We start from the raw sequence: 26,884 nt of genomic DNA, 5'->3' as shown, positions 1-26,884 counted from the left end.
GTGCGCGGGACCTCGGGCGTGGTGATGGCCATGCTTACAGGAGAAAGCACCCATGCAGGACCGCCACGCCGCACATGCCCATTTCGGCTGGTTCAAACGCCGCCGCCAGGTACAGGTGGACGAAGTCACCGTGGTCGACCGGCCGATGCTGAAAAAAGCCGTGGGCGCCGCCGCGCTCGGCAACGCGATGGAGTGGTTCGATTTCGGCGTGTACGGCTATATCGCCGTTACCCTGGGGCAGGTGTTCTTTCCCTCCAGCAATCCCACCGCACAGCTGATCGCCACGTTCGCCACGTTTACCGTGGCCTTCCTGGTGCGGCCGTTGGGTGGGCTGGTGTTCGGTCCGCTGGGCGACAAGTACGGACGACAGAAGGTCCTGGCCTTCACCATGATCCTGATGGCGCTGGGCACCTTCAGCATCGGGCTGATTCCCTCCTACGACCGCATTGGCCTATGGGCGCCGGCGTTGCTGCTGCTGGCGCGGCTGGTGCAGGGCTTTTCCACCGGCGGCGAATACGGCGGCGCGGCCACCTTCATCGCCGAGTACTCCACCGACCGCAACCGCGGGCTGATGGGCAGTTGGCTGGAGTTCGGCACGCTCGGCGGCTACATCGCCGGCGCCGGCACGGTGACTGCGCTGCACATGGCGCTGAGCAGCACGCAGATGCTGGACTGGGGCTGGCGCATCCCGTTCCTGGTGGCGGGCCCGCTGGGGCTGCTTGGCCTGTACATGCGCATGAAGCTGGAGGAGACCCCGGCGTTCCGCGCCTACGCCGAAGAAGCCGAAAAGCGCGACCACGCGCGTCCCGGGCTGGGAGCGTTGTTCCGCGTGCACTGGCCGCAGCTGCTCAAGTGCGTGGGCCTGGTGCTGGTGTTCAACGTCACCGATTACATGCTGCTGACCTACATGCCCAGCTACCTGAGCGTGACCATGGGCTATGCCGAGAGCAAGGGGCTGCTGCTGATCATCATCGTGATGCTGGTGATGATGCCGCTCAACGTGGTCGGCGGGCTGTTCAGTGACAGGCTCGGCCGCCGCCCGATGATCATCGGTGCGTGCATCGCGCTGTTCGCCCTGGCCATCCCGTGCCTGAAGCTGATCGGCACCGGCAACGACTGGCTGATCTTCCTGGGGCTGATGCTGTTGGGGCTGGCCCTGGTGTGCTTCACCAGCTCGATGCCGTCCACGCTGCCGGCGCTGTTCTACACCCCGGTGCGCTACAGCGCGCTGTCCATCGCCTTCAACGTGTCGGTGTCGCTGTTCGGTGGCACCACGCCGCTGGTCACCGCGTGGCTGGTGGAGCGTACCGGCGACCCGCTGGTGCCGGCGTACTACCTGATGGGTGCGGCGGTGATCGGGGTGATCACCATGCTGTTCGTCAACGAGACCGCGCGCATGCCGCTGCGTGGCTCGCCGCCGGCGGTGGCCAGCGAGGCCGAGGCGCGTGCGCTGCTGCGCAGCGATGCGCCGATGACCGTGGACAGCGCCCAGCCCACGCTGCCTGAAGCGGCGGTGCCGGACGAGGCGCGGCCGGCGTAACCGGGGCGCCAGGCCGACAGGATGGCGGCGGTCGGCCACGCGCCCGCCGTTGGGGCATACTGGGCCCAATTCACCAGGAGCTGGACCATGACACGGATTGTGATGGGGCGCGTTCTGCTCCTGTTGGCTGCCTTGCCCGCCACCGGGACTGTGCTGGCCGGTGATCGGCCGACATTGGACGCCGCGCGGCGTGCCGTCGCGGCGACGCTCGATATGCTCCCGCCCGACGACATCGTGTTCGATTACCGTCCGGTCGACATCCGGGTGGCCGACCTCGACGGCGCGGGCACCCGCGGCATCGTCTATACGTACACCGCGACCACGTCCGGCTCGACCGGCAGTCGACCCAACGAACTGGTGGTGATGACCGCGCTGCGACCCGGGGACCGGCGAGGACAGTCGCCGTATCCCGGCAACGTGCCATCGGATGACCGGACGTTCGCGATCCTCCGCGAGGTGGGATACGCCGATGATGTGTCGGTGCATATCCCCGGCGAGCTCACCGGGCTCGAGGTGGTGGGTGGGGAGATTCGGGTGCGCTTCGAGAGTCGGCTTGATTCGCCCACCTGCCAACGCGCGGCCGCCACCGCCGGCGGTGAGCCGCGCGCCAGCGACTGCCCGCCACCGGGGCCGCAGCTCTGGCGCTATCGCTGGACACCGGGGCAACTGACGCGCGTCGCGCGCGATTAGTCCGTCACCGTAGGCGGTGGTGCCGCAGGGTAGGGCGCGCCGATCAGGATGGACGCGCGTCCGGAGCCGGTGCCCGATTCGAGGATCGGTGGGCCGCGATCCTGAATGCTCGCCAGCATTCGTCGGCGTCGTGAATCCGGTTTGCCCGATTTGAAACTAGTTGCATGGTGCACCGGGTGGGCTGCCAGCATTCTGCACGCTCCTCTCCGACCCCCACCCGTCCTGCGCGGGTGGCAAGCCTGTGCCCTCTCTACGTTTCCCTCTCCCCGTGCGCCTTCCGCCATCGGCGCGCCTGCGTCGCCTCGGCGCGCGCATCAGCGCGCTGGCGGCGGCGCTGGCGGCCTGCTCGCAAGGAGTTGCATGGGCCGGCGGCAGCGGCGCGCCGATGGAGTTGGACTTCAATGCCGACTTCCTCATGGATGGGGCATCCGGTGCGGACCTGGAGCGCTTCCGGCACGGCAATCCCGTCGAGCCCGGGCATTACGACCTGGACGTGCATCTCAACGACGCGTTTCTGGGCCGGCACGGCATCACCTTCCATGCCGGTGCAGACCCGCTGCGTGCGCAGGCGTGCCTGCCCCAGGCACTGCTGCGCGAAGGCGGCGTAAAAGCCGAGCACCTGGAAGAAGATGACGCCGGCTGCGTGCCCCTGACCCGCCGTGTGGAACATGCGCAGGCACACTTTGATACCCACGCGCTGCGCTTGAACCTGAGCGTGCCGCAGCAGGCCATGGACACCCAGGCGCGCGGCACCGTCAATCCCAGCCAGTGGGACCGCGGCGTGACCGCCGGCATGCTCGACTACGACGTCAACGCGCAGCGTACCGACCAGGGCGTCGCCGCGTACGCCGGCCTGTCCTTCGGCTTCAACCATGGCCCCTGGCGGCTGCGGCATCGTGGCACCTGGCGATTGCACGAAGGCGACAGTGGCTATCAGGCGGGGCACACCTACCTGCAGCGCGACATCGTGCGCTGGCGCAGCCAGCTGCTGCTTGGGCAGTCGATGACCACCGGCGAGCTGTTCGACGGGATGGCCTTCACCGGCCTGCTGCTGTCCAGCGATGAGCAGATGCTGCCGGATGCCCTGCGTGGGTATGCGCCGGTGATCCGCGGCATGGCGCGCTCGGCCGCGACGGTCACCGTGCGCCAGGGCGGCTATGTGATCCACGAGATCCGCGTCGCGGCCGGGCCGTTCCTGATCGATGACCTGTACCCGTCCAATTACGGCGGCGACCTGGAGGTTGTGGTCACCGAAGCCGATGGCAGTGAGCAGCGCTTCACGGTGAACTTCGCCGCCGTGCCGCAGGCCCTGCGCCAGGGCGTATCGCGCTACAGCGTGGCGGCAGGGCGGCGGCGCACGTTTGGCACCCGCGACGGCCTGACCGAGCCCGTGTTCGTACAGGGCACGTGGGGGCGTGGCATGAACAACTGGCTGACCCTGCTGGCCGGCGCGCAGGCGACGGAAGGCTATCAATCGCTGCTGACCGGCGCGGCGATCAACACCTCGATCGGCGCCTTCGGTGCCGATGTCACCCATTCGCAGGTCAGCCTGGACGGCCACGGCGCGCGCCGCGGCAACAGTGTCCGCGTGAACTACCAGCGCAACGTCGCCAGTACCGGGACCAATGTCGGCCTTGCCACCTACCGCTACAGCAGCCGCCATTTCGTGACCCTGGACGAGGCGATGCAGTGGCGCGCCCATCCCGGCGACGATTCCGGCCAGGCCATCCTGCAACGCGCCAAGCGCCGCATCCAACTGGATTTCTCACAGCGGCTGGGATCGCGTTCGTCCGCGTTCGTGCGCGCCAGCCATGTGAGCTACTGGAATGCCGCCCAGGCACAGACCGACTACCAGATCGGCGTCCAGAGCAGCTGGCGGCGGGTGAGCTGGAGCCTGAGCGCGATGCGGGTGCGTTCCAGTACCGGGCGCCGCGATGACCAGGTGCAGGCGCAGTTCGAACTGCTGCTGGGGCGTGCGGAACGGCCCGCCGCGGTCAGCGTGTCGCTGGCCCAGCAGGAGGGTGGCACCAGCCAGTACGTCAACATGAGCGGGCGCGCACCGGGTGCGCTGCCGGTGGATTACGGTGCAGGCGTCTCGCGCGCGGCCGATGGCAGCCAGGCCGCCAATGTGAGCGCCCAGCTGCAGACGCCGGTCGCCCGGCTCAGTGCCGGTTACATGTACAGCGAACACGACCAGCGGCTGGTGGGCGGTGCGTCCGGCGCGGTGGTCTGGCATCGCGGCGGCATCAACGTCGGGCCGTCGCTGGGCACTACCTTCGGCATCGTACGCGTGGACGGCGGCAAGGGCGCGCGCGTTGGCATCAACGGCTCGAAAGTCGGTCGCAACGGCTACGCGCTGCTGCCAGGGCTCAGCCCCTATCGCTGGAACGACGTCACCGTGGCCGCCGATGGGCTCTCGCTGGACCTCAGCCTGCTGCAGAACAGCCGGCGCGTGGCACCGACGGCCGGGGCCGCGGTGGCGCTGGATTTCCAGACGCAGCAACAGCATGCCGCGTTCGCCTATGTCACCCATCCCGACGGCACTGCGCTGAGCCACTTCGGCAGCCAGGTGTACGACACGGAAGGCGCGGTCGTCGGCGTGGTCGGGCAGGGCGGCATTGTGCACCTGCACGCGCCGATCAATGGCTGGCTGACCGTTGGCACCGGTGCAACGGTGCACTGCGCCATGCAGTTCAGTCAGGCCGAGGTGCGCAGGGAGCGCGGTCAGCGCTGGGCCGAGTCGGTCTGCCACGACACGGACAGCGTTGCCGAAGATGACGCCGCGCCGCCCACCGAGCGCGCGCCGGCCGCCTCGCCTTCCACCGAGCAGGCCGCATTGCGGCCTGCACCGATTCCCTCTACCTCTTCGACAGGTGCTCCATGACCATGACGCCTTCACGCGCAGCGCTCGCGTGCACCGCACTCCTCGCCCTGGCAGCCACTGCCGCACCGGCCGCGGCGCAGCAGCGCGCCACCGCGAACTTCGCCTTGACCGGCCAGATCGAGGCCGGCACGTGTGCCATTGGCGCAGTGAACCGCACCATGCCGACGGCATCGGCCAGCGACTTCCCGAACGCGGCGGCTACCGTGGGCGGTGCCGTGCCGAGTTACGACACGTTCAATCTCGCGCTGACCGGTTGCAGCGGGGTGACCGGTGCCACGATCACCTTTGGCGCCACCGCCGATGCCGCGACCGGCCAGACCGATGCGTTCAAGAACAAGGCGGCGTCCAATGCCGCGCCCAACACCGGGGTGCTGCTGAAGGAAACCAACTGCACCACCGGCGCCACCGTCACCCCGGGCAAGACCTTGACGCGCACGTTTGCTACCGCCACCCACAACGTGCCGCTGTGCGCGCAGTACTACAAGCTCGCGGGCGGCCTGGTAAGCAAGGGCGCGATCAGCACCACCTTCACCCTGACCGTGACATTCCGCTGAGCCATGGCGACGATGCGTCCAACCCTGCTGCTGTTCGCCCTGGCCTTGCCGGTGGCTGCCGGGGCGCAGACCGGGCCCACCGCGAGCGTGGCGATGGGCGGGCAGATCGAGGCCGGCACCTGCGCCGCGAGCTCGGTGGCCAGGACCATGCCGGAGGTGGCCGCCAATGTCTTCTCGCAGAATGCCTCCGGCACGGCCGGGGTGCCGTCCAGCTATACGGCGTTCGCACTGGCGCTGACGCGCTGCGCCGGCGTGGTGGGGGCGTCCTTCGCGATGGGCACGGCGGCCGACGCCGAGCCGACGCATACCAACGCATTCCGCAACAAGGCGGTGGACGCGGCGCCGTTCACCTCGATCTGGCTGAAGGCCGGCACGTGCGCCTCGGGGACCACGATCACACCGGGCGGGACGATCTCGCGGGATTTCAACACGCCGGAGTACGACCTGGCGTTGTGCGCGCAGTACCACAAGCACCGCGGTGGCCTGGTGACCCAGGGCGCCATCAGCACCGATTTCACCGTGACGATTACCTACCGATGAGCACGTTGATGCGATCGCTTCTGCTTCTGACGGCAGTGCTGCTGGGCGGCGTGGCACCGGCCCGTGCCCAGAATGTCGGCACCGCCAATGTCACGTTGAATGGCAGCATCGGGCCGGGCACCTGCACGGTGGCGGCGGTGAGCAAGGTGATGCCGACGCTGGGCGCGAACGTGTTTAACCCGAGCCCGACGTGGGCCGGCGGCGTCAGCGAGAGCCATACGCCGGTGGACCTGACGCTCAGCGCGTGCAGCGGCGTGACGGGCGCGACGTTCGTGTTCGGCACGGCCGCCGATGCCGATGCCACCAATGCGGAGTTCTACCGCAACAAGGCCGCCAACCCGGCGCCGAACACTGCCATTCGCCTGCGCGATACCAACGCCTGCAGTACCGGAAATTCGGTGCGGCCGGGCGCGTCGGTGAGTCGCGCCTTCAGCGGCGCTTCGTTTTCGCTTCCCCTGTGTGCGCTGTACTACAAACTGCCAAGCGGTGTCGTCAGCCGGGGTGGCTTGAGCACGACCTTCACCGTCACGGTTACCTATCGATGAGCCAGACAATGAATCTTCTCATTGCGCTCTGCGCCGGTCTGCTCCTTGTGCTTCCGGCACCCGCAGTTGCACAGACGATCTCCACTGCGCGGATCGACCTCAACGGCACCGTGCAGGCAGGCACGTGCACCGCTGCGGCGGTGACCAAGAACCTCCCTGTCGTGGGCGCCAACGTGTTTCCTCAATCGGCGAGCGCCACCGCGGGCGCGGTCGCCAGCTACACCAATTTCGACATCGCACTGACTGCCTGCGCCGGGGTCACCGGTGCGACGTTCCAGATCGGTGTGGCCGGCGATGCCAGCCCGCAGCAGGCGAACGTCTTCAGGAACAAGGCGACCAATGGGGCGCCCTTTACCGGGTACTGGATACGGGAAGGGGCGGGGTGCGCCAGCGGGAACACTGTCGCGCCGGGCGCCTCCCTCAGTCGTGCCTTCACCACCGCCACGTACAACCTGCCGTTGTGTGCGCAGTACGCAAAGGTCGCCGGCGGCCTGGTGACCATGGGCCCGCTGTCCACCAGTTTCACCGTCACCATCACCTACCGATGAGGCCTTCCATGATGCGTTTCGCTGTCTGTACTTTCATTGTCCTGTCATCGCTCGGGCTGGCCCCGGCCCATGCCCAGAACATCAGCCTGACCGGCACCGTTCGCCCCGGTACGTGCACGGTGAACAACCCGTCCCACACGATGCCACCGGTCGGTGCCGAGAAGTTCCCGGCCACCGCCGGCGGCGGCGTCGTCGACAGCTACACCCCGTTTTCGCTGGAACTGACCGCGTGCAGCGGCGTGAAGGGCGCACGGTTGACCTTTGGTACGGCGGCCGACGCCGCGCCTGCGCCGGACGCCAACCGGTTCCGCAATACCTTGACCACCGGCGCAGCGCCGAATACGGGGATCTGGTTGCAGAGCGGCGCCTGTTCGGCGACCGGCATCACGGTGGCACCGGGCAGCACGCTCACCCGGGCGTTCAGCGGCACGCACACCGAAGCCCTGTGCGCGCAATACAGCAAGGTCGGCAGCGGGGAAGTGACCGCCGGTGACATCGCCAGCACGTTCACCGTGACGGTCGATTACGAATGAAGCGCGCACCCGCCAGCGCATCAGGGCCGTGCCGCATCGGCATGGCGCTGTGCCTGATGGTCTCGCCGTGGGCGGCATCCGCTGGCGCGGTGGTGGACCTGTCTGGCAGCGTGCGCCCGGGCACATGTGATGTGCACGCCGAAGACCAGGCCAAGCGCGTGGAATTGCCGAAGGTGCAACTGCATGTGGTTGGCGCGGCCAATGGCGTGGTCCTGGCCACGGAGCTTGACTGGGAGTTTCGCCTGGTCAATTGCCGGGGGGTGCGGCGCGTATCGCTGGTCTTCGCCGGCCCACCCCATGCGCCGGGCCAGCCCCAGTACGCCAACACCGGCAGTGCCACCGGCGTGAGCCTGCACCTGGTCGATGACCGCACGGACGCGGTGATGCCCGCCGATGGCCACCACGCCAGCCTGACCGTCACCGGAAGTGCGGCGACTTATCACGGCCGCAGCTACTTCTACCGACACAACGGCACGCCCCTCCAGCACGGCAGTTTCAAGAGCGCCGGCACGGTGGTCGTGACCTACGACTGAGCCCCAGGGCGCCAGCCTGTCGCTTGAGCGGGCCGGACCAGCGCATGTTCTCAAGCCCACTGTAACAAGCCCACTGTAAAAGGAACCGCCCATGAAACCTTCCCTCACCCGCCTGCTGCTGGCCACGCTGCTGCTGCCGGGCCTGGCCTCGGCCAACACCATCGATTTCGACGGTGAACTGCTGACCAGCACCTGCACCATCGCCGCCGCCACCAAGATCGATGTGAAGTTCGGCAAGCTGGATGTGGCCGACCTCAGCGCGGCCGGCAAGGAAACCGGTCGCAGCGCGATGCCGATTACTCTGGAGTGTCCCGGCGCCACTCCCACCGGGACGGTCGCCTTGCGTTTCGAAAGCCTGACGCTCGGTGACAGCGTCACCGGCAACCTGCGCACCACGGCCGCCAGCAGCGCCACGAATGTGCAGATCGCCATCGACAACGCCGCAGGCACCCGCCAGGTGATCAACGGCCTGGCCACCGCGGACTCGTTCGTGCCGATCAAGACCGGCGCGGTGGTGCTGGACTACACCGCGGTGTATGTCGCCGTCGGCGGCCCGGCGGGTGCTGGTACCGCCAAATCCAACGCGACCTTCGTGGTGGCGTATCCCTGACCGCCTGTCGCAGCGGGGCCGCGCAAGCGTGCCCCGGTGCAGGGCAGCCCGGCGTCGCCGGGTCTACCGGAGTTACCTCATGCGCCTTTCTTCCCTTCGCCACCTGCTGGCCTGCGCCCTGCTGGCCGCCACGGGCATCGGCATGCTCCCCGCCGCGCACGCCGGCGTGGTCATCGTCGGCACGCGCATCATTTTCGATGCCAAAGACAAAGACCGCACCATCCAGCTCAACAACCAGGACGACGCCCCGGCCATGATCCAGGCCTGGATCGACGCCGGTGACGCAGACGCAAAGGCCAGCGAGATCCGGGTGCCGTTCGTGTTGACCCCGCCGCTGGCCCGGATCGAGCCGCGCCAGGGACAGTCGCTGCGTCTGCTGCACACCCCGCAGGGCATGCCTGGGCTGCCGGTGGACCGCGAGTCGGTGTTCTACTTCAACGTGCTGGAAATCCCGCCGCGGCGCGACGCCGGCCCGGACGAGAACCTGCTCCAGCTGGCGGTGCGCAGCCGGATCAAGCTGTTCTACCGGCCCGAGGGTCTGGAAGGCAAGTCGCGCGAGGCGCCCGCCCGCCTCACGTGGAAGCAGGGCAGGGATGCTGACGGAGCGTACCTGGAGGTACACAACCCGAGCCGCTATCACGTGTCGCTGGCCGCTGCCTCGGTGGGCGGGGCAAGCGCGAGGGAGCCGGCGATGATCGCGCCCGGTGCAACGTCGCGCATGGTGCTGGACAAGGCCCCGTTGGCCGGTACTGCGGTGCAGTTCGACTGGATCGATGACTTCGGCGGGCATCTGCCTGCGACCGCGACGCTCATCCCATGATTCGCATATCGTTGTGGATGGTGATGGCGTTGCTCCAATGCACGTTCTCTGCTTGGGCGTGCAGGCCGGCCAACGCGGGAACCCAAGCCCAGACGATCGGGCCGACAGCAAATAGCTCACCGATCGGCGGCGTATGGGCGACTGGCGCGAACAGGACTTACAGCACGCAGTCTGGCAATACCCCGTGTAGCAACAACGTGGTCTATTTCGCGATCGGTTGGTCGTCGGGTTGGCGTTACGACGCCGCTACTACCGAATGGTGGCACATCAATACGCCGGCGGTAGGGTTGAAGCTGACTGTCGGCCCACTCACTGGCACGCAGTTTCCGGTTGTACAAGCCATGAGCCAGATCACAACCAGAAACAACACCACTCTCTATATCACTACAAAGTTGACGCGGCGCGCAGGCACCGGCTTCGGCCAAAGCGCCAATCCGCTAGAGCTGTATATGTGGTCTGCGGCCGATGGGACCGCCTACCCAGTACCGAATAAACCCTATGTTTTGCTTACAACAACCACGAATGGTGCCTTGAGCACCTGCACGGTCGCCAATGCGGCGCCGCTGCTAGCACCGGCCCGCGCAGCATCGCTGCCGTCGGTCAACTCAACCACCAGCGCCAACGCCGGCTTCAGCATGCCGGTAACGTGCGTCGACAATCCTTACAACGCCCGTGAGACGCCGTTGAGATTCACGCTGCGCGATGCCAATGCCACGGGCAATACCTCCAACCAGCTGACGACCATCGCCGCAGGCACCACCTCTGCCGGGGTCAAGCTGCAGCTTCTGCGCAAGGATGCGTCCGGTACCTACGTGCTGCAGAACATGGGCAGCAGTTGGGACCAGTCGGCGTACCGCGGCACCGGTACCAGCGCGGTGGATCTGGCAGCGCGTTACATCCGTACCGGTGCGATCACGCCCGGCACGATCCGCAGCCAGGCCACCCTGACGATCGACTACCGCTGATGCGTGGCGTTGGCCGCTCAGTCCATGCCAGCGCGCCCTGGTTCGCGCCCGCCCTTTTTGACACTGTGAGATGCACCCATCATGAACTTCACTCCTTCAGGGGTCCGGCGCGGCGCGGCATCTATCGTCGTCGTGGTGCTGGCTCTGCTCGTCACCAGCTCGGCCTTCGCCTGCCAGGGAACCAACCGGCAGTACCGTGAGTACACGGCACCCGCGAATGTTGCGCTCCCCGCCGTGGGAGGGCGCCTGAGCCTGACCACGGCCACCAACTTCAATTTTTCGGGGTGCCACCCGACCAACAACATCATCTATCTCTGGGTGTTCGGCTCGAACTACGATGCCGCGACCTCCGCGTTCTACGACTCGAGAAACGCGCCGGGCCTGGGGGTGAGGATTCGTTTCAACGGCACGCTGATCACCAGCGAGCGTTTCAAGATGTTGAACCCGCCCGCGTCTGGAAGCTGGCCGATCACCTATGAGGTGATCCGACGCAGCACGGCAAGCCTGGTGCAATCGGGGAGCGTGCCGCATGTTTTCGTGTCGATCTGCGGACACGCAGCAGTTGCTGGTAGCTTTGGCTGCCCGCTTGTGGAAGGCAACGACACCTTTATCAACCGACTTTATTATCCCGCCCAGCCAGCAACGTGCCAGTTGAGCGACATCGCGCCGCGGCTGGCCGTCCTCCGCGCGGCCGATCTGCCCGCGGTAGGCAGCACGGCGGCAGGGAACGCAGGGTTTGCCGTGCCCATGACCTGCGCCAACGGCAACATGTCCAGCGTACCGATCCGCTTCACCTTGAAGGACGCGCAGGCGACCGGCAACACCTCCAACCAGCTCACGCCGATCCCGGGCAGCACCACCAGCGCCGGCGTGCGTCTGCAACTGCTGCGCAGACCTGCGGGCGGCAGCTACGCGGTGCAGAACATGGGCGCAAGCTGGACCCAGACAAAGACCCCGACCGGCACGTTCCCAGCGCCCGATCTGGCGGTGCGTTACATCCGTACCGGCGCCATCTCCCCCGGCACGATCGGGAGCGCGGTGACGCTGACGATGGACTACCCGTAGCCGTCGGAGCCACGTTCTGCTGCGTTTCGTAATCGTTGTAGGGACGTGCGGGCGGGTGTCGTGCAGGATGGGTCATCGGGCGTAGCGGCCGCACTCGCGCCGTCCTCACGATGATTCCACGCGATGCTGCCTGCGCCGCGGCTAACCTGACCTTCCCTACGAGACGTTGCTTCCCATGACCACAGCACTACATGATCTGGAGGCCCTTGAACCCATCGACATCGATGGGCTCAAGGCTCAGGGTGTGCCGCCGGTCGCCCAGTACCTGGTGGACCAGGAAAAATTCGTCCTGCTCGGTGGCAAGCGCGGTATCTATCGGCTGGCCGGCGCGGACAGGGCGTGCTACTTCACCAGCCTGGACCAGATCCGGTTGCATCTGCTCGGGCAGTCACTGACCCGGATGACCGTGGAACTGGCCTAGCGGCTCAGCGTCCGCCGAGCGGGAAGGACAGCTGTCCATGCAATGTCGACGACACCGTGCATCGGCGTACCGCGGCGGGGACGAAGAGGGGGCGCTGAGGAATGAGCATGCAGGGGTGGTCAGTGCATCACCCACTGCGCAGCCATGGCGCCGGCCGGATAGTCCGGCGCCGGGGCACCCGCACCGCAACATGCGGCGTCGCCGCGACGGTGCTAGGATCGATATCACCTGAATCGATCTAAATTCGACGCCATGACAAAGAAAGGGACGGTGCAGTGGTTGGGGCTCGCGGTAGGGGCGATGTTGGTGGCGGGCATGGCCACCGCCGCACCGGCCAAGGTCGGGGAGCGCGCTTACGCCGCTGTCGATCCCTTCATCGGCACCGGCGGGGAAGGGCATACCTATCCCGGCGCCACGGTCCCCTTTGGCATGGTGCAGCTCAGCCCGGATACGCGCATCCAGCCGCGCGAGAAGGCGTACGGCTGGGCCGCCGGTTACCGCTACGACGACAGCAGCATTGTCGGCTTCTCGCATACGCATTTCTCCGGCAGCGGCCATTCGGACCTGGGCGATGTGCTGGTGATGCCGTTTACCGGCGACCCCGGCCTGGACCGCGGCGATCCGGACACGCCGCGCAGCGGCTACGCCTCGCGTTTCCACCACGACAACGAAACGGCCGAGCCCGGCTACTACGCGGTTACCCTGGACGACTACAAGGTGCGCGCCGAGCTCACCGCCAGCGCGCGCACGGGCGTGCATCGTTACACCTATCCGCGCGGCGAGAAGGCGCGCGTGCTGCTGGACCTGCGCACCAGCCTGTACGACTACCCGGGCAAGATTTCCTGGTCGCGGTTGCGCCTGCAGCCGGATGGCACGGTCACCGGCTTCCGCGAAACCCGCGGCTGGGCACCGGGGCGGCAGCTGTATTTCGCGATGCGTTTTTCGCGTCCGCTGACCGCGCACGCGCTGCACAACACCGAGACCGACATCGCCTACAAGGGCTTCCCGCCGCCGGGGCAGAACGATCCCGGCCAGCGCCCGCAGATCGAAGGGCGGCAACTGGTGGGCACGTTCGATTTTGGCGTGCTGGACGCGCCGCTGGTGGTCACCGTGGCGATCTCCTCGGTGAGCGAGGCCGGTGCCATCGCCAACCTCGACGCCGAGGCCAGGGACCAGGATTTCGATCGCGTCCGTGCCGAGGCAAAACAGCAGTGGACCCAGGCGCTGTCGGCGGTGGAGATCGACGCGCCCGCGCATGACCGCCGCAGCGCCTACACCGCGCTGTACCACAGCATGCTCGGCCCGACGCTGTTCATGGATGCCGACGGTCAGTACCGCGGCTCGGACAATGCGGTCCACCAGGCCGAAGGCTATACGAACTACTCGACGTTCTCGCTGTGGGATACCTACCGGGCGCTGCATCCGCTGCTCACCCTGGTGCAGCCGGAAAAACGCAACAGCGACTTCATCAATTCGCTGATCGCCCACCAGCAGCACAGCGCCTACGGCATGTTGCCGGTCTGGGCGTTCCACGGGCAGGAGACGTGGTGCATGATCGGCTACCATGCCGTGCCGGTGATCGCCGACGCCTACGTCAAGGGCATCCGCGGTTTCGATGCGGACAAGGCGCTGGATGCGATGGTCGCCACCGCCAACTACGGCCCCTACGATGGCATCGCGCAGTACCGCGAGCTGGGCTGGGTGCCGATCGACGAGGAAGGCGAGGCCGCGAGCAAGACGCTCGAGTACGCTTTCGATGACTGGACCATCGCGCGCATGGCCGAAGCGATGGGCCGCAAGGACGTGCAGGCCACCTTCGATACGCGCGCCGGCAACTGGCGCCATGCCTTCGACGCGGGCACCGGTTTCATGCGTGCCCGCAAGCGCGATGGCAGCTTCCGCGAGCCGTTCGATCCGTCGGCCAGCGGGTACGGCACCGACTACACCGAAGGCAACGCGTGGCAGTACTCGTGGTACGTGCCGCAGGACGTGGCCGGGCTGGCCGCCGCACACGGTGGCAGCGACACGCTGCTGGCGCGCCTGGACCAGGTGTTCGATGCCAAGGTCGACCCGTCGATCTTCGAACACATGGAAGACATCACCGGCCTGATCGGCTGGTACGCGCACGGCAATGAGCCCAGCCACCACGTCGCCTACCTGTACGCCTACGCCGGCCAGCCGTGGCGCACCCAGGCCCGGCTGAAGCAGATCATGGACACCCAGTACGCCGACCGTCCCGACGGCCTGGCCGGCAACGACGACCTGGGCCAGATGTCGGCCTGGTACGTCTTCACCGCGCTGGGCTTCTACCCGGTCGCGCCGGGCAGTGGCGAATACATCATCGGCCGGCCGTTCCTGCCCAGGGCCACGCTGCACCTGCCCAACGGCAAGACCTTCACGGTCATCACCGAGGGCATGGGCAAGGGGCATGACTACGTCGGCACGGTCACCCTCAATGGGCAGCCGTTGCAGCGCACGTTCCTGCGCCATGCCGAGATCCTGGCCGGCGGCGAGCTGCGCTTCACCCTGCAGGCCGAGCCGAACCGGGCATGGCCGGGACAGGGGGCCGAGGTGCCCTACTCGATGTCGCGCTGAGGCGGGCGCACCTCTGCCGGACCGGGGTTGGCCATCACGGGCCCGCCCCACCGGCGGCCGTGGGGCGGGGGCACGGGGTATTTATTCCCAATTTACCCAAAAGGGGTATTATGTCCCCACCTCTTCGCGCTGGAGCGCGCCATGACCCTGCCACTGGATCTGCCCGGCCTTGAGAAGGCCACCGCGTCATCGGTGAAAACCCGTGGCTGGCCGAGCCTGATGCGCACCGTGCGCGAGAAGCAGGCTCTGGTGATCACCAACCACAACCACCCCGAAGCGGTGATCGTGGACATCAAGGCCTACCAGGAACTGCTGGCCAGGGCCGCCGGGGCGGCGGGCGACGCGCGAGGCGGTACGCTGGAGCGCCTGCGCGCCGAGTTCGACGCGCAACTGATCGGGCTCAATCGTGATGGCGGGCTCGGCAAGGTGCTGGGCAAGCCGATCCATCGCGGCAAGATCACCCCCGGCAAGTCGCTCTGACCGATGGGGCGGATCCTGGTGCTGGCCGGCGTCAACGGCGCCGGCAAGAGTTCGCTGCTGGGCACCCTGCTGGAAGCCCAGGGATTGTCCTGGTACAACCCCGACGCGTTCACCCGCGCCCTGGTCCAGGCGGGCTGGGTAGAGGCCGAGGCCAACGCGATGGCATGGCACGAAGGGACCCGGCGACTGCGCCAGGCGATGGCCGATGGCAGCGATTTCGCCTTCGAAAGCACGCTCGGCGGCAACACCATTCCGCGCCTGCTGGGCGAGGCCTGCGCGTCGCATGAGGTGGCCATCTGGTTCTGCGGCCTGGACAGCGTGGACCTGCACGTCGAGCGCGTGGCGGCCCGGGTCAGCCGTGGGGGCCACGACATCCCGCAGGACAAGATCCGCGCCCGCTACGATGCCTCGCGCGAGAACCTCATCGATCTGCTTCCGTCCCTGGCCGAGCTGCACGTCTACGACAACAGCGCCCCGCTGGACGAGCAGGGCCGCGCCGACCCGCGGCCCCTGCTGCAACTGGACCGCGATGGCCTGCATTACCCGGTGTCGGTCGCCGAATTGCTGCACACCCCGGACTGGGCCAAGCCGATCGTGATGCGGGCGATGGAACTGCACGCCGGCGCTGCCTGACGCAGCGGGCAGGGGGCGGTGCACACGCGGCGCACACATCCGTATGCGCGGTGCTTACATGGTGCTGCCTACCTTGGACCCAGGGCGCAATGGCGACCCGTTTTCCCAAGGAGTCCACGATGCAGCAGCACATTCCCGCAGGCACCCTCGTCGTCGTCGCAGATGGCGGCTCGGCCCGTGTGTTCACCAACGTCGGCGATGGCCGCACGCTGCAGCTCAAGCAGCATGATGAGCTGAAGGTCCAGGACATCAGCGCACAGGGTGTCTCCGGCCAGGGGCCGTCGGGCTCGATGCCGCAGGACATGAGCATCTCGCAGATGAACGAAGCCACCTTCGCCAAGCAGCTGGCCGGCCAGTTGAACGAAGACGCCCTCAACAACCGCTATGCCCACCTGGTGCTGATCGCCGATCCGCAGACGCTGGGCCGGATCCGGCCGCAGCTGCACAAGGAAGTCCAGTCGCGGTTGCTCACCGACCTGGCCAAGGATCTTACCAACGCCCCGCTCGAAGACATCCAGCGGGCACTTGAGCAGGCGCGATGAGCTACAGCCGCGACTACGTCAGCGAGGAGCCCTCCCGCGCCGACATCGACGCGGGTAGGGGCTGGCAACTGGTCGAGTTCGGCGCGCCGTGGTGCCCGCACTGCAGTGCCGCCCAGTCGGTCCTCAAGGACTGGCTGGACGTGCACGAGATGCCGCACCTGAAGATCGAGGACGGCAAGGGCCGGCCTGCGGGCCGCTCGTTCAAGGTCACGCTGTGGCCGACGGTGATCCTGCTGCGCGACGGGCAGGAGGTGGCGCGGGTGGTGCGGCCGCGCGGGGATGGCGATCTGGCGGTGTTCCGTCAGGCGCTGCAGGGCTAGAATCCCGGCGTTGGTTGTTTGCCGGGATCCACGCGTGCCCTATAGAAAAAAGGACATCACCGCCGCCGATGGGCAGGGCCGCAGCGTGCCCTTCGCGCCGGATGCGCCGGTGCTGTGCCGCGCGCGCGACTACAGCCCCGGCACCGTGATTCCGCTGCACCATCATCCCGACCGCCATCAGCTGGTGTACGCCGAGACCGGCGTATTGGTGGTGCAGGCAGGTGCGGGGCGATGGGTGGTGCCAAGCACGCGCGCGATCTGGATGCCGGTCGGCATGGGCCACAAGGTGAGCTGCATCGGCGCGGTCGGCATGCGCAGCCTGTACATCCTGCCGTCGGCCATCGCCCATCCGCCGGGCACGGCCTCCACGGTCTCGGTCACGCCGTTGCTCGCCGCGCTGATCCGCGCCGCCGTCGAGGTGCAGCAGCCGTATCGCCAGGACTCCCGCGATGGCCGGGTCATGCAACTGATCCTCGACGAACTGCAGACGCTGCCGGTGTTGCCGCTGCACCTGCCGCAACCGCTGGACCCGCGCCTGCAGGCCATCGCCCGCCGGCTGGAATCCGCCCCGGATGATCCCTCCACGCTGCAGGACTGGGCGCGCCGCCTGTCGGTGGACGTCAAGACGATCCAGCGCCTGTGTGCGCGCGAGCTGGGCATGACCTTTGGCCAGTGGCGGCAGCAGGCGCGGTTGCTGCGCGCGCTGGAGCGGCTGGCGCACGGGGACAAGATCATCGATGTAGCGCTGTCGCTGGGGTATGCCAGCCCCAGCGCGTTCACTGCGATGTTCAAGAAGCGCTTCGGGCAACGACCGAGCCAGTTCTTCCACTGACGCAGCGCCGGATCACTACGAAAGCTTCACGGTGCATATGCGGAAGTTGTACGGTGAGCCCGCTCACAGCTCAGCAGCCGGCGCTTTCCGTCACGGTTGAGAAAAGTTGTATGGCGTCCCGCCGGTGGATCGGGATGATGGCTATGCCCCGATGCTCGGCCGCCGCCGCGCCGCGTGCCCTGGGGTCGACTGGCAGTACAACCATAGGACACCTGCATGAAGAGTTCCCCCCTCCTGCGGCACGCGTCGCGCCCTGCCTGCCCGGCGACGGCGTCCATGGCGGTAACGCCGCCATTGACCCCTGGCCGCGCCAGGCTGCTCCCGCTCGCGATCAGCCTGGCCCTGCTGTCAGCGTTTCCGAGCGCGCAGGCAGGGAATCTGTCGAATGGCGGCCGGGCAACGGTGGATCCATCAACGCCCGTGGAAGACTGGACCGTGACCGGTGGGTCGATCCTCACCGTCTCGGCCGGCGGCGCGACCGGCACCATTGAAGTCGACGGAGCGGGATCAAGCGTGGTTGCGCAAGGGGGGACGATCACCAAAAGCGTCCCGACGGGTGCGGACGATGCAGCGCTCCTGATATCCAGTGGTGCAACTGCCGAGATTGCCGACACCCGTATTGTGAGCGTCAGCAACGGCATCAACCTCCGGTCCAACGTGCCGAGCAGCCTGCGCCTGGTCAACAGTGAGATTGCCGCCACGCGCACCGGCATCCAGGGCAACAACGGGGCCATCATCGCGCTGGACGGTTCGCGTATTTTTGCCGATGGCAGTTCGGGGTCGGGCACGCTCGACGGCGTGGGCCTGGCGTCGATCACCGCGACCAGCACGCTCGCCAATGGCAGCTATGTGGGCGGGCAACAGAATGGGGCCTGGTTGACCTATGTGCCCGGCGGAAGTGGGCAGACCGACGCCTCGATCACGCTGGATGCATCGACCCTCGAGGGCATTACCGGTGCGGCATTGCGGATTCAGGCAAATGCGTTGCCACTCAACGGCCTGGTGTCCATCGTCAACGGGTCCACGCTGATCGGCGGCAACGGGAACATCATCGAAGTCCTCACCGCCAGCCGCGGCACACCGGGCCTGTCAAACGCGACGGTGCTCGTGGATGACAGCCGCCTTGATGGCAATGTGTCGGTGGCCGCGGGCGAGACGATCGACCTGCGGCTGGCGAACGCTGCGCAGATCACCGGCCGCTTCGACAATGTGACCGCGGCTGTGCTGCAGACCGGATCGCGCTGGAACGTCACCGCTGATTCCACCGTGGGCACGCTCACGCTGGACGCGGGCACGCTGGCCTTCGATGCGTCTGCCCCCGGGTTCAAGACCGTGACCGTCGGTGGTGATTTCACCATCAACGGCGGCACCGTGATCTTCAACAGTGTGCTGGGCGACGACGCGTCGCCCTCGGACAAGCTGGTCCTGGGCGGAAATGCCTCGGGCACCGGCACCGTGGTGGTCAACAACCTCGGCGGGAGCGGTGCGCAGACGGGGGAGGGCATCCAGTTGATTTCCGTGGCGGGGGCCTCCAACGCCACGTTTACCCTGTCGGGGCGCGCCGTCGGCGGTGCCTATGAGTACTTCCTGTTCAAGGGCGGGGTATCCACCCCGTCCGATGGAGGCTGGTATCTGCGCTCGGCCCTGCCGGTGACACCCGACCCCTGTGTGGTGGACCCCAGCCTGCCGCAGTGCAGACCAGTGGACCCGGTCGATCCCGTTGACCCGGTCGATCCGGTTACGCCGGTGGACCCGGTCGATCCGGTGGACCCGGTCCCCGTGTTGCGCCCCGAACCCGGCGCCTATCTGGCCAACCAGGCGGCGGCGATCCGCATGTTCCAGCAGCGCCGCCACGATCGTGGCCAACCGTCGTTCGATCGGGACACCATGGGCGCGTGGGCGCGCGTGTCGCGCGATCAGCTGCACACCACCGTCGCCGGCCAGGTGGACGCCCGCAGCCAGACCAGCGCGCTGCAGATCGGCAGCGATCTGGCGCGCTGGGGGCAGCAGGGGCGCGGCTCGGTGGGCGTCATGCTGGCCACCGGCGATGCGACGACCCAGGCCATCTCGCGGCTCACCGGCTATGGAACCCGTGGCAAGGTCGAGGGCGACGCGCTGGGTGTTTACGCCAGCTGGGTGCAGAACGCCGAGGACGATGCCGGGCTGTACCTGGACGGCTGGTTGCAGTACGGACGTTACGACAGCCAGGTGCAGGGCGACGGGCTGGACCGGGAGAGGTACCACGCCACCACCCGTGCGGCGTCACTGGAAGCCGGTTACGGCATCGCACTGACCGACAGCGAACACCGTTCGGTCTACCTGCAGCCCCAGCTGCAGGTGAGTTACACCGACTACAACGGCGACCTGCACCGCGAAAGCAACGGCACGCGGGTGGAGGATGGCCGCGCTGGCGGGCTGGAATCGCGAGTGGGCGTGCGCCTGTTCGGGCACGACAACGCGGCGGGCAATCGGGTGCAGCCGTTCGTGGCGGTGAACTGGCTGTACACCGAACGCGGCCAGAGCATGCGGTTCGATGGCCAGACGATCGATGCCTCCCTTCCAACCAACCGCTACGAAGCGCAGGCCGGCGCGCAGCTCCGGCTGGGCGAGCGCTGGTCGGCCTGGGGCGACCTGCGCGTGCAGCGTGGCGATGGCGGCTACCGGGATGCCGGGGCGCAGATTGGCGTGCGCCGGGCCTGGTAACCGGGAGCGATGCCGCCAGGGGCCGCTACGGTTGCCCCTGTGCCGTTGCGGGCCGGTCGGGCCTGCGGCTCCGGAGGCCAGGACACATCCTCGTCAGTGCATCTTCGTCTTCGGCAGGAATGCCGTTGCGAGGCCCAGCAGCGGCAGGTACGAGGTGAAGTGGTAGACCCACACGATGCCGTGGATGTCGGCCAGCTTGCCCAGGCCTGCCGCGCCCACGCCGCCGATGCCGAACATCAGGCCGAACATCAGCCCCGACACCATGCCCACGCGGCCCGGCACGGCTTCCTGCGCATACACGACCAGCGCGGCGAAGGCCGAGGACATCACCAGGCCGACCGCGATCGCCAGCACCGCCGTGCCCATCAGGTTGGCGTAGGGCAGCGCGAGCGCGAACGGGGCCACGCCAAGGAACGAGATCCAGATCACCGCCTTGCGCCCGATCCGGTCGCCGACCGGGCCGCCGATGAAGGTACCCAGCGCGATCGAGGCCAGGAAGATGAAGAGATACATCTGACTCTGCTGCACGCTGAGGTGGAAGCGTTCGATCAGGTAGAAGGTGAAGAAATTGGTGAACGAGGCGATATAGACGAACTTGGCGAACATCAGCACCGAGATCACCACGATCGCCTGCACCACCTTGCCGCGGCTGAGGCCGGTGCCGTGGTTGCGCGCCAGGCTGCTCATCTTGGCCTGGCCATGGCGCACGGTCCAACCGGTGAGCCGGAACAGCACGAAGATGGCGACCGCAGCGATCAGCATGAACCAACCGATCGCACGCTGGCCGTGCGGGATCACCACGGCCGCCGCCAGCAGGGGGCCCAGTGCCGAGCCGGTGTTGCCGCCCACCTGGAAGGTGGACTGTGCCGTCCCGAAGCGACCGCCTGAGGCCATCCGCGCCACCCGCGACGCTTCCGGGTGGAAGGTGGCCGAGCCCACGCCGACGACGGCGGCGGCCACCAGCAGCATCTCGTAACTGTTGGCCAGGGCCATCATCGCGATGCCGATGAAGGTGGCCACCATGCCCGACGGCAGCAGGTACGGCAGCGGGCGCTTGTCGGTGTACATGCCCACCCATGGCTGCAGCAGCGAGGCGGTGACCTGGTAAACCAGCGCGAGCACGCCGATCTGGCCGAAGCTCAGCTGGAACTCGCTCTTGAACATCGGGTACACCGCCGGCAGCACCGCCTGGATCATGTCGTTGAGCAGGTGCGCGAACGCGGCCGCGCCGACGATGCGGATCGCAAAGCCCTGGTTGACCGGGGCGGCAGGCGTGGCGGCGGGAATGTTCGAGGAGGAGCTGGGGGCGGGGGGCGGTGCAGTCATGGGCGGCATCAAACGCAGGAGGGTCGCGATACCAGGCGCGGGGCGCGGCTGGCCCCGGACCGGCGGACGGGGGAGATGGACAAGCGTAGGCGCTCGACGGCATCCCGTCTCGCGCGATTTGGGCGGCCGTCGTCGCGATTGGGGCACCGTTGCCGCCACGCGCAGTGAACGCGCGCTTCAGTCCCGGCCTCTACAATGGAGCGCTCGTTTCAAGGAGGTCACGGCATGAATGCCGATACAAACAGGGACGGCGCAGCGAGCATCGCGCGCCATCGTAGTGCCGCCGAGGTGGCCTTCAACCCGGACTACGGTTCGGCCAACAGCGAGTACCGCGCCGGCGTGGGGGCCCACGCGATCAGCTGGAATCCCGGCGATGGGGCAGTCAAGGGCGCCACCGAGCGCGACGTCGCCAAGCTCGGCGCGACGGCGCAGACCCAGGGCCAGGCGGTCACCTTCACCCACGCCAGTGCCGATGGCCTGGTGAACTACCAGGTGCAGATGGAACAGATGGCCGGGGTGCGCGCCGAGCACGGCGGCGGCGGCAGCCGTGGTGCCGCCGCCGAGGTGTCCAGCACTGCCGGCACGCGCGGCCGCTATCTGGTCAGCCTGCCCGCCGGGCAGGATGCGACCGACGCGGCGCGGGTATCTCCGTTCGATCCCACCTCGATTCCGGTCGGTGGCCGGGTCACGCTGGATGGGCAGGCGTTCCAGGGCACTGCGCTGGATGCCAGCTTCCGCCACATCGCCACCCAGACCCAGCTCACCGAGGCCGCCGGGGCCAGTTACCGCGTGGACCGCGTGGATGCGCAGCATGTGCGCGTGAGCATGGGGCCCAACCAGGCGGTATCGGCGTTCAACGGGCTCGGTGTGTCGGCCGGTGGCGTCAGCGCGATGCTCGGCCGCCAGGACGCGCTCGGCCAGTCCACGGTGAAGACCGCGACCTTCGACCTCGGCCAGGCCGATGGCCAGGCCGCCTACGCGCATTTCGTGGCGACCGGCGAAATCGCCGCGCAGACGCCCGGCGTCGAAGCGGCCGCGACGGTGGAACGGCTCGGGATGAGTTCGCAGACGCGTCTCAAGGTAGGCATCGGTGAGCACCTGGGCGCGGACCTGGGCGGCGCACGCAATGCCGGTGAGGTAGTGCGCACGCGCTTCGACGACGGCAGCCATGTCGATGCGCGTCGCGTGGAATACAGTGGCAACGTGCCGATGACCCGGCTGAGCGTGCACGCCGCCGATGGCACCGAGAATGTCCAGGCACGGCGCTATGAGTTCCAGCTCGACCTGCGCAACCAGCCGCACGCCGAGCAGATCGCCGGCATGCTCAACACCGCGCTCACCGGCGACACCCGCCGCGAGGGACCGGTGCAGGCCGGCGACACCCTCACCCTGCGCTTCAGCGAGCCGCAGATGCGCGCGTTGATGGCGCAGACCCAGGCGCTGGTGAAGGACACCCCCGGCGCCGACCCGCGTTGGCACGTGTTGGCCGATGACGGGCAAGGCAGGCCGCAGCAGGATGTGGATGCGTTCGCCACCACGATGGCGCGCATGCAGGGCCAGTCCGCGCACGGCATGGCCGAGCGCCTGTTCAAGCTCTCCAACGCCGCCGACGGCGATCCGCGCGGCGGCTTCGTCCCGATTGACGCCAGCGTGGACAGCCCGCGGCTGCGCAACCTGCCGGCGCCGACGCCCCTGCTGCCGCAGGACCCGCGCCATGCCGACAGCCCCGACCACGGGTTGATGCGGCAGGGCCAGTCGGCGGTCGGTGCGCTGGACCAGGGCATGGGTCGCCAGTCCGATGCTATGAGCGAGCGCTTGTACATGGGCCTGCTGGTGGCGGCGCGGCGCGAGGGCCTGGAGCGGATCGACCAGGCAGTGCTCAGCGAGAACGGCCAGTACGCGTTCGCCGTCCAGGGCGACCCGCACGGCGCGGACCGCCGGCTGGCGCGGGCCGAGACCACCGAGGCGGTGGCGACGCCGGTGGGCGAGCACGTGCGTGCGTTGCAGACCGTGGCCGAGGCGCGGGCGCCGGCGCCGGAGACCGCGCGCGCGGCCGAGCAGGTGCAGGCCAGTGAGATGGCCCGCCAGGCATGACGCATGGCGCGCGTAACGCGCGCCCCCCCTATCCACGAGTCTGCTGCATGCCGTTTTCCCTGCTTGCGCTGGCCGCCGTCCTGGCCAGCGCCGAGGCCGCGCCTGTCGATCTCCTGCAGCCGGGCCTGTACCGGCTGGACCCGGAGGCGTACCTGTCGGCACCGCCGGCCATCGCGCCGCCTGGCCAGGCGTACCGGCAACGCGTGGAGCACGCGCTGCCGGTGGCGGCCAAGGTCCGCTATGCCTACGTCTCGCGTGACCGCCAGGCCGGGCTCAACAAGCTGGTGTTCGTCACCGATGCGGACGATCGCGACGACGGCAACCCCGTGCATCGACTGTGCCAGGCCTATGCGTTTCCGGGCTGGAACGCCCGGTCCGACGCGCAGCCGTTCTGTCGCACCCACATCGGCACCGACGGCAGCGAGGCGGTGATCGAGTGGACCGCAACCCGGTTCACGGTGCGCTGGGACGACCAGAAGCGCGCCACCGGGACCGAGCAGGTTCCGGCGGTGCGCACGCCTACGCCGGAGGAGGCCGGCATCTGCGCCATCGCCGATGTCTGCGCGCCGGAGGCGTATGGGCGCAGCATCCAGCACTACGAGGTGACCCACTACCGCGACGGCTTTGCCCTGGCGCAGGCGCGCGACTACCAGGACGTGCTGTACCTGCCCAACGCGATTGCGCTGCACGCGCATGCCGGCCAGGAAGGCGGCGGCACCCCGTTGGCGGCCGGCAGTTTCGTGGCGGTGCTCGCGCGCACGCCGTCGTGGTATCGGGTGGAGCAGGTGGCGGCCGATGGCGGCAGCAGGACCGGCTGGATCGATCGCGATGCACTGTCGCGGCCGCTGTGGGTGGAACAGGCCGCCAGCGCACCCGGGTTCCGGTTTCGTCTGGGGTTCGAGCGTGACACGCAGGACGAGGCGCGACGCGTGCTGACGGCGATCGAGGTGCTCGACGCCCGCACCGGTGAGCGCGTGCAGGTCCTGCGGGATTTCGATGCCGAGCCGGTCCTCGCAGGCGAATCCGACCTGCTGCAGGTGGTGGACGCCGACGCCGACGGCCACCTCGATCTCCTCCTGCCGGCCTGGTCGGGCGGCGCCGGGGGCGAGGGCACGTTCAATGTCTTCGTGTTCGATCCGGCCACGCACCGGTTCGTGTTCGATCCGGCGCGCTCCGATCCCTGAGCGCGGGTCGCCCCGCGCCCTGCCGCGCGCTTACCAGTCGGTCGGCGCGTAGTCCTTCAGGAACTGGCCCCAGACGTGCTCGCCGGTGTTGAAGCCATGGATGATCGGGTCGACGATGCGCGCAGCGCCGTCGACGATATCCAGCGGCGGGTGGAAGCGCTCTTCCTGCACTTTCTTGGCGGCGATCTCCGCCGGATCCTCGTCGGTCACCCAGCCGGTGTCCACGCTGTTCATGTGGATGCCGTCGTTCTGGTAATCGGCCGCCGAGGTGCGCGTCATCATGTTCAACGCGGCCTTGGCCATGTTGGTATGCGGGTGGCGCGTGGTCTTGAAGTTGCGGTAGAACTGGCCCTCCATCGCCGACACGTTGACGATGTGCTTGTCGCGCTCGGGCGTGGCCAGCATCAGCGGCTTCAGGCGCGCGTTGATGATGAACGGCGCGATCGCATTGACCAGCTGGGTTTCCAGCAATTCCACCGACGGTACTTCGGCCATCAACAGGCGCCAGGAATTGCGGCCGCGCAGGTCCACCTGCTGCAGGTCCTGGTCCAGACGGCCCTCGGGGAACAGATGCTGCTGGCCCACCAGCTCGTCTTCCAGCAGCGCCACCTGCGACAACTCGGCCGCGCGGGTCAGGCCATCGGCCCCGTTGAGGCCGCGCTCCTGCACCGCCGGCAGCGCGATCGCCGAGGCGTCGCTCAGCAGTTCCGGGCTGCGCAGGCCCTCGTACTGGCCGACCAGCTTGCGCACCGTTTCCGGCAGCTCGTGCAGCGCGGCGGTCTCACCGGCCATCATGTGCGCGTAGAACTGCGGCGGGCGGCGCACGGTCTGGCAGGCGTTGTTGATGATGAAGTCCAACCGCGTACGGGTGGCCAGCAACTCGTTGCAGAACGCTTCCACGCTGGGCGTATGGCGCAGGTCCAGGCCGTACACCTGCAGGCGGTGGCCCCACTCGGCGAAGTCCGGCTCTTCGGCATAGCGGGCCGCCGAGTCGCGCGGGAAGCGCGTGGTCACGATGAGTTCGGCACCGGCACGCAGCAGCTTCAGGCCGGCCTGGTAACCGATCTTGACCCGGCCGCCGGTCAACAGCGCGACGCGACCGCGCAGGTCGGCGGTCTCGGTGCGCTTGGTGAAGTTCAACGCGGCGCAGGTCGGGCACATCTGGTCGTAGAAATGGTGCAGCTGGGTGAACTTCTGCTTGCACACGTAGCAGTGGCGCAGTTCCGGCGAATGCACCGGCTCGGGTGCTGCCGCGGCGCCTTCGCCATTGTGCGCGTCATGCAGGCCGGCGGCGTGCGGCGGGAAATAGTTCGGCGTGCTGAACACCGGCTTGCGGCGCAGCGTGCGGATGCCGGTCTGCTCGAGCAGGGCCTCGGCCTTGCGCACCTTTTCCTGGTGGCGCTGCTTGGCCTGCTGCTTGAGCATCTGCCGGCGCGCCTTCGGCTCGGGGTGGTAGACCTTGGCCACCACCTGGTGCAGGCGCGCGCGATCGGCGTCGGGCAGGGTGTCGAGCACGCTGCGGTCGGCCTCGATCGCCTCCAGCAGGTCCAGCGCGGCGCGCAGGCGGTCGGTCAGGGGCAGATCGTCGGCGGCGAGGGGAGGGGCGATGGTGTTCACGTCGGTTCCGGGGAAGCGGTGGGGAGGCAGGGCGGGAAGCAGAGCGATGACCGGCTCGATGCTGGACCATGCTGTAGCGGGCCCGGGGACGCCCGGGCGGCGGCTATTGTCCCTGATCGGGAGGGGTGGGCGCCAATCGGCCCGGAATTGGTCGCCGGCGCGGCTACGGACTGCCCCCGTTGGCGCGCGATACCGGTGTGAGCCTGCTGGGCCCGCCGGGCAGGCCACCTGGAGCGGCACGGGCCTGGCCTGTCAGGCGAATCGCCACGCGCAACAGGGGGTGCAGGCCTCGCAACGGCGGGTCGCACGC

The 26,884-nt window shown here is 68.1% G+C and carries 25 protein-coding genes; 23 read left to right on the top strand and 2 right to left on the bottom strand.

What is annotated here, in order from left to right; translation table 11 throughout:
• Positions 1–52 precede the first annotated feature (52 nt).
• The 21 genes from proP (at position 53) to AC06FD_RS06235 (ending at position 20,353) form a co-directional block, all read left to right on the top strand.
• Positions 53–1,540 (top strand): glycine betaine/L-proline transporter ProP, encoded by a 1,488-nt coding sequence (gene proP, locus AC06FD_RS06335; protein ID WP_478077318.1) that lies wholly within the window; start codon positions 53–55, stop codon positions 1,538–1,540.
• Positions 1,541–1,627: 87 nt separating this feature from the next.
• The gene (locus tag AC06FD_RS06330; RefSeq protein WP_478077317.1) at positions 1,628–2,230 is read left to right on the top strand and encodes a hypothetical protein; all 603 of its coding nucleotides are present in this window, start codon (positions 1,628–1,630) and stop codon (positions 2,228–2,230) included.
• A gap of 268 nt (positions 2,231–2,498) precedes the next feature.
• Positions 2,499–5,114, top strand: coding sequence for a fimbria/pilus outer membrane usher protein (locus AC06FD_RS06325; protein ID WP_478077316.1), 2,616 nt, complete (start codon positions 2,499–2,501; stop codon positions 5,112–5,114).
• Between the two features lie 2 nt (positions 5,115–5,116).
• Positions 5,117–5,668 carry a fimbrial protein gene (locus AC06FD_RS06320; RefSeq protein ID WP_478077315.1) on the top strand — a complete coding sequence of 184 codons (552 nt, stop codon included), beginning with the start codon at positions 5,117–5,119 and terminating at the stop codon, positions 5,666–5,668.
• Between the two features lie 12 nt (positions 5,669–5,680).
• The gene (locus AC06FD_RS06315; RefSeq protein WP_478077314.1) at positions 5,681–6,208 is read left to right on the top strand and encodes a fimbrial protein; all 528 of its coding nucleotides are present in this window, start codon (positions 5,681–5,683) and stop codon (positions 6,206–6,208) included.
• On the top strand, positions 6,205–6,753 hold the full coding sequence (locus AC06FD_RS06310; RefSeq protein WP_478077313.1) for a fimbrial protein: 549 nt from the start codon (positions 6,205–6,207) through the stop codon (positions 6,751–6,753). Before AC06FD_RS06315 ends, AC06FD_RS06310 begins: the two co-directional genes overlap by 4 nt.
• 8 nt (positions 6,754–6,761) lie before the next feature.
• On the top strand, positions 6,762–7,301 hold the full coding sequence (locus AC06FD_RS06305; RefSeq protein WP_478077312.1) for a fimbrial protein: 540 nt from the start codon (positions 6,762–6,764) through the stop codon (positions 7,299–7,301).
• 8 nt (positions 7,302–7,309) lie between these two features.
• On the top strand, positions 7,310–7,834 hold the full coding sequence (locus tag AC06FD_RS06300; RefSeq protein ID WP_478077311.1) for a fimbrial protein: 525 nt from the start codon (positions 7,310–7,312) through the stop codon (positions 7,832–7,834).
• Positions 7,831–8,367 carry a fimbrial protein gene (locus tag AC06FD_RS06295; protein ID WP_259202637.1) on the top strand — a complete coding sequence of 179 codons (537 nt, stop codon included), beginning with the start codon at positions 7,831–7,833 and terminating at the stop codon, positions 8,365–8,367. The genes AC06FD_RS06300 and AC06FD_RS06295 overlap by 4 nt, the downstream gene beginning before the upstream one ends.
• A 91-nt stretch (positions 8,368–8,458) precedes the next feature.
• The gene (locus AC06FD_RS06290; RefSeq protein ID WP_478077310.1) at positions 8,459–8,977 is read left to right on the top strand and encodes a fimbrial protein; all 519 of its coding nucleotides are present in this window, start codon (positions 8,459–8,461) and stop codon (positions 8,975–8,977) included.
• Positions 8,978–9,056: 79 nt separating this feature from the next.
• Positions 9,057–9,797: a fimbrial biogenesis chaperone gene (locus tag AC06FD_RS06285; RefSeq protein ID WP_478077309.1), complete on the top strand. Its 741-nt coding sequence runs from the start codon at positions 9,057–9,059 to the stop codon at positions 9,795–9,797.
• Between the two features lie 197 nt (positions 9,798–9,994).
• Positions 9,995–10,762: a fimbrial protein gene (locus tag AC06FD_RS06280; RefSeq protein WP_478077308.1), complete on the top strand. Its 768-nt coding sequence runs from the start codon at positions 9,995–9,997 to the stop codon at positions 10,760–10,762.
• Between the two features lie 81 nt (positions 10,763–10,843).
• Positions 10,844–11,827: a hypothetical protein gene (locus tag AC06FD_RS06275; RefSeq protein WP_478077307.1), complete on the top strand. Its 984-nt coding sequence runs from the start codon at positions 10,844–10,846 to the stop codon at positions 11,825–11,827.
• A 175-nt stretch (positions 11,828–12,002) separates the two neighbouring features.
• Positions 12,003–12,248 (top strand): hypothetical protein, encoded by a 246-nt coding sequence (locus AC06FD_RS06270; RefSeq protein WP_259202643.1) that lies wholly within the window; start codon positions 12,003–12,005, stop codon positions 12,246–12,248.
• Between the two features lie 252 nt (positions 12,249–12,500).
• Complete coding sequence (locus AC06FD_RS06265) at positions 12,501–14,843, top strand: GH92 family glycosyl hydrolase (RefSeq protein ID WP_478077306.1); 2,343 nt, start codon at positions 12,501–12,503, stop codon at positions 14,841–14,843.
• A 141-nt stretch (positions 14,844–14,984) separates the two neighbouring features.
• Positions 14,985–15,323 carry a type II toxin-antitoxin system prevent-host-death family antitoxin gene (locus tag AC06FD_RS06260; RefSeq protein ID WP_478077305.1) on the top strand — a complete coding sequence of 113 codons (339 nt, stop codon included), beginning with the start codon at positions 14,985–14,987 and terminating at the stop codon, positions 15,321–15,323.
• 3 nt (positions 15,324–15,326) lie between these two features.
• Positions 15,327–15,956 carry an ATPase gene (locus AC06FD_RS06255; RefSeq protein WP_259202646.1) on the top strand — a complete coding sequence of 210 codons (630 nt, stop codon included), beginning with the start codon at positions 15,327–15,329 and terminating at the stop codon, positions 15,954–15,956.
• A 119-nt stretch (positions 15,957–16,075) separates the two neighbouring features.
• The gene (locus tag AC06FD_RS06250) at positions 16,076–16,498 is read left to right on the top strand and encodes a baeRF12 domain-containing protein (RefSeq protein ID WP_478077304.1); all 423 of its coding nucleotides are present in this window, start codon (positions 16,076–16,078) and stop codon (positions 16,496–16,498) included.
• Positions 16,495–16,818 carry a thioredoxin family protein gene (locus AC06FD_RS06245; RefSeq protein WP_478077303.1) on the top strand — a complete coding sequence of 108 codons (324 nt, stop codon included), beginning with the start codon at positions 16,495–16,497 and terminating at the stop codon, positions 16,816–16,818. The genes AC06FD_RS06250 and AC06FD_RS06245 overlap by 4 nt, the downstream gene beginning before the upstream one ends.
• Before the next feature lie 34 nt (positions 16,819–16,852).
• Complete coding sequence (locus AC06FD_RS06240) at positions 16,853–17,650, top strand: AraC family transcriptional regulator (RefSeq protein ID WP_478077302.1); 798 nt, start codon at positions 16,853–16,855, stop codon at positions 17,648–17,650.
• A 420-nt stretch (positions 17,651–18,070) separates the two neighbouring features.
• A complete protein-coding gene (locus AC06FD_RS06235; RefSeq protein ID WP_478077301.1) occupies positions 18,071–20,353 on the top strand; it encodes an autotransporter family protein in 2,283 nt (760 codons plus the stop codon).
• 93 nt (positions 20,354–20,446) lie between these two features.
• Here the strand turns inward: AC06FD_RS06235 and AC06FD_RS06230 are convergent, their stop codons facing one another.
• Entirely contained in the window at positions 20,447–21,688 is a 1,242-nt protein-coding gene (locus AC06FD_RS06230) for an MFS transporter (RefSeq protein WP_478048135.1), read from the bottom strand.
• Positions 21,689–21,904: 216 nt separating this feature from the next.
• Between AC06FD_RS06230 and AC06FD_RS06225 the strand changes: the two genes are divergently transcribed.
• Together AC06FD_RS06225 and AC06FD_RS06220 are read left to right on the top strand one after the other, a co-directional pair.
• Positions 21,905–23,773 (top strand): XVIPCD domain-containing protein, encoded by a 1,869-nt coding sequence (locus AC06FD_RS06225; protein WP_478077300.1) that lies wholly within the window; start codon positions 21,905–21,907, stop codon positions 23,771–23,773.
• 47 nt (positions 23,774–23,820) lie between these two features.
• Positions 23,821–24,957 carry a hypothetical protein gene (locus AC06FD_RS06220; RefSeq protein ID WP_478077299.1) on the top strand — a complete coding sequence of 379 codons (1,137 nt, stop codon included), beginning with the start codon at positions 23,821–23,823 and terminating at the stop codon, positions 24,955–24,957.
• Between the two features lie 30 nt (positions 24,958–24,987).
• Here AC06FD_RS06220 and AC06FD_RS06215 read toward each other — a convergent pair whose 3' ends face one another.
• Positions 24,988–26,574, bottom strand: a complete 1,587-nt coding sequence (locus tag AC06FD_RS06215; protein WP_478077298.1) for an SDR family NAD(P)-dependent oxidoreductase — start codon at positions 26,572–26,574, stop codon at positions 24,988–24,990.
• Positions 26,575–26,884: the final 310 nt, after the last annotated feature.

The sequence above is a fragment of the Stenotrophomonas sp. Steno-Z1 genome, assembly GCF_056393175.1.
The sequence above is the reverse complement of the archived record's forward strand: the minus strand, read 5'-3'. Positions and strand labels throughout refer to the sequence as shown.

Excerpts from the sequence above, each read along its gene's own strand:
- AC06FD_RS06290 (WP_478077310.1), top strand. The coding sequence starts at position 8,459 with ATGAAACCTTCCCTCACCCGCCTGCTGCTGGCCACGCTGCTGCTGCCG.
- AC06FD_RS06220 (WP_478077299.1), top strand. The coding sequence starts at position 23,821 with ATGCCGTTTTCCCTGCTTGCGCTGGCCGCCGTCCTGGCCAGCGCCGAG.
- AC06FD_RS06245 (WP_478077303.1), top strand. The coding sequence starts at position 16,495 with ATGAGCTACAGCCGCGACTACGTCAGCGAGGAGCCCTCCCGCGCCGAC.
- AC06FD_RS06315 (WP_478077314.1), top strand. The coding sequence starts at position 5,681 with ATGCGTCCAACCCTGCTGCTGTTCGCCCTGGCCTTGCCGGTGGCTGCC.
- AC06FD_RS06275 (WP_478077307.1), top strand. The coding sequence starts at position 10,844 with ATGAACTTCACTCCTTCAGGGGTCCGGCGCGGCGCGGCATCTATCGTC.
- AC06FD_RS06255 (WP_259202646.1), top strand. The coding sequence starts at position 15,327 with ATGGGGCGGATCCTGGTGCTGGCCGGCGTCAACGGCGCCGGCAAGAGT.
- AC06FD_RS06310 (WP_478077313.1), top strand. The coding sequence starts at position 6,205 with ATGAGCACGTTGATGCGATCGCTTCTGCTTCTGACGGCAGTGCTGCTG.
- AC06FD_RS06300 (WP_478077311.1), top strand. The coding sequence starts at position 7,310 with ATGATGCGTTTCGCTGTCTGTACTTTCATTGTCCTGTCATCGCTCGGG.
- AC06FD_RS06320 (WP_478077315.1), top strand. The coding sequence starts at position 5,117 with ATGACGCCTTCACGCGCAGCGCTCGCGTGCACCGCACTCCTCGCCCTG.
- AC06FD_RS06230 (WP_478048135.1), bottom strand. The coding sequence starts at position 21,688 with ATGCCGCCCATGACTGCACCGCCCCCCGCCCCCAGCTCCTCCTCGAAC.
- proP (WP_478077318.1), top strand. The coding sequence starts at position 53 with ATGCAGGACCGCCACGCCGCACATGCCCATTTCGGCTGGTTCAAACGC.
- AC06FD_RS06265 (WP_478077306.1), top strand. The coding sequence starts at position 12,501 with ATGACAAAGAAAGGGACGGTGCAGTGGTTGGGGCTCGCGGTAGGGGCG.
- AC06FD_RS06260 (WP_478077305.1), top strand. The coding sequence starts at position 14,985 with ATGACCCTGCCACTGGATCTGCCCGGCCTTGAGAAGGCCACCGCGTCA.
- AC06FD_RS06270 (WP_259202643.1), top strand. The coding sequence starts at position 12,003 with ATGACCACAGCACTACATGATCTGGAGGCCCTTGAACCCATCGACATC.
- AC06FD_RS06330 (WP_478077317.1), top strand. The coding sequence starts at position 1,628 with ATGACACGGATTGTGATGGGGCGCGTTCTGCTCCTGTTGGCTGCCTTG.
- AC06FD_RS06250 (WP_478077304.1), top strand. The coding sequence starts at position 16,076 with ATGCAGCAGCACATTCCCGCAGGCACCCTCGTCGTCGTCGCAGATGGC.
- AC06FD_RS06295 (WP_259202637.1), top strand. The coding sequence starts at position 7,831 with ATGAAGCGCGCACCCGCCAGCGCATCAGGGCCGTGCCGCATCGGCATG.
- AC06FD_RS06225 (WP_478077300.1), top strand. The coding sequence starts at position 21,905 with ATGAATGCCGATACAAACAGGGACGGCGCAGCGAGCATCGCGCGCCAT.
- AC06FD_RS06305 (WP_478077312.1), top strand. The coding sequence starts at position 6,762 with ATGAATCTTCTCATTGCGCTCTGCGCCGGTCTGCTCCTTGTGCTTCCG.
- AC06FD_RS06285 (WP_478077309.1), top strand. The coding sequence starts at position 9,057 with ATGCGCCTTTCTTCCCTTCGCCACCTGCTGGCCTGCGCCCTGCTGGCC.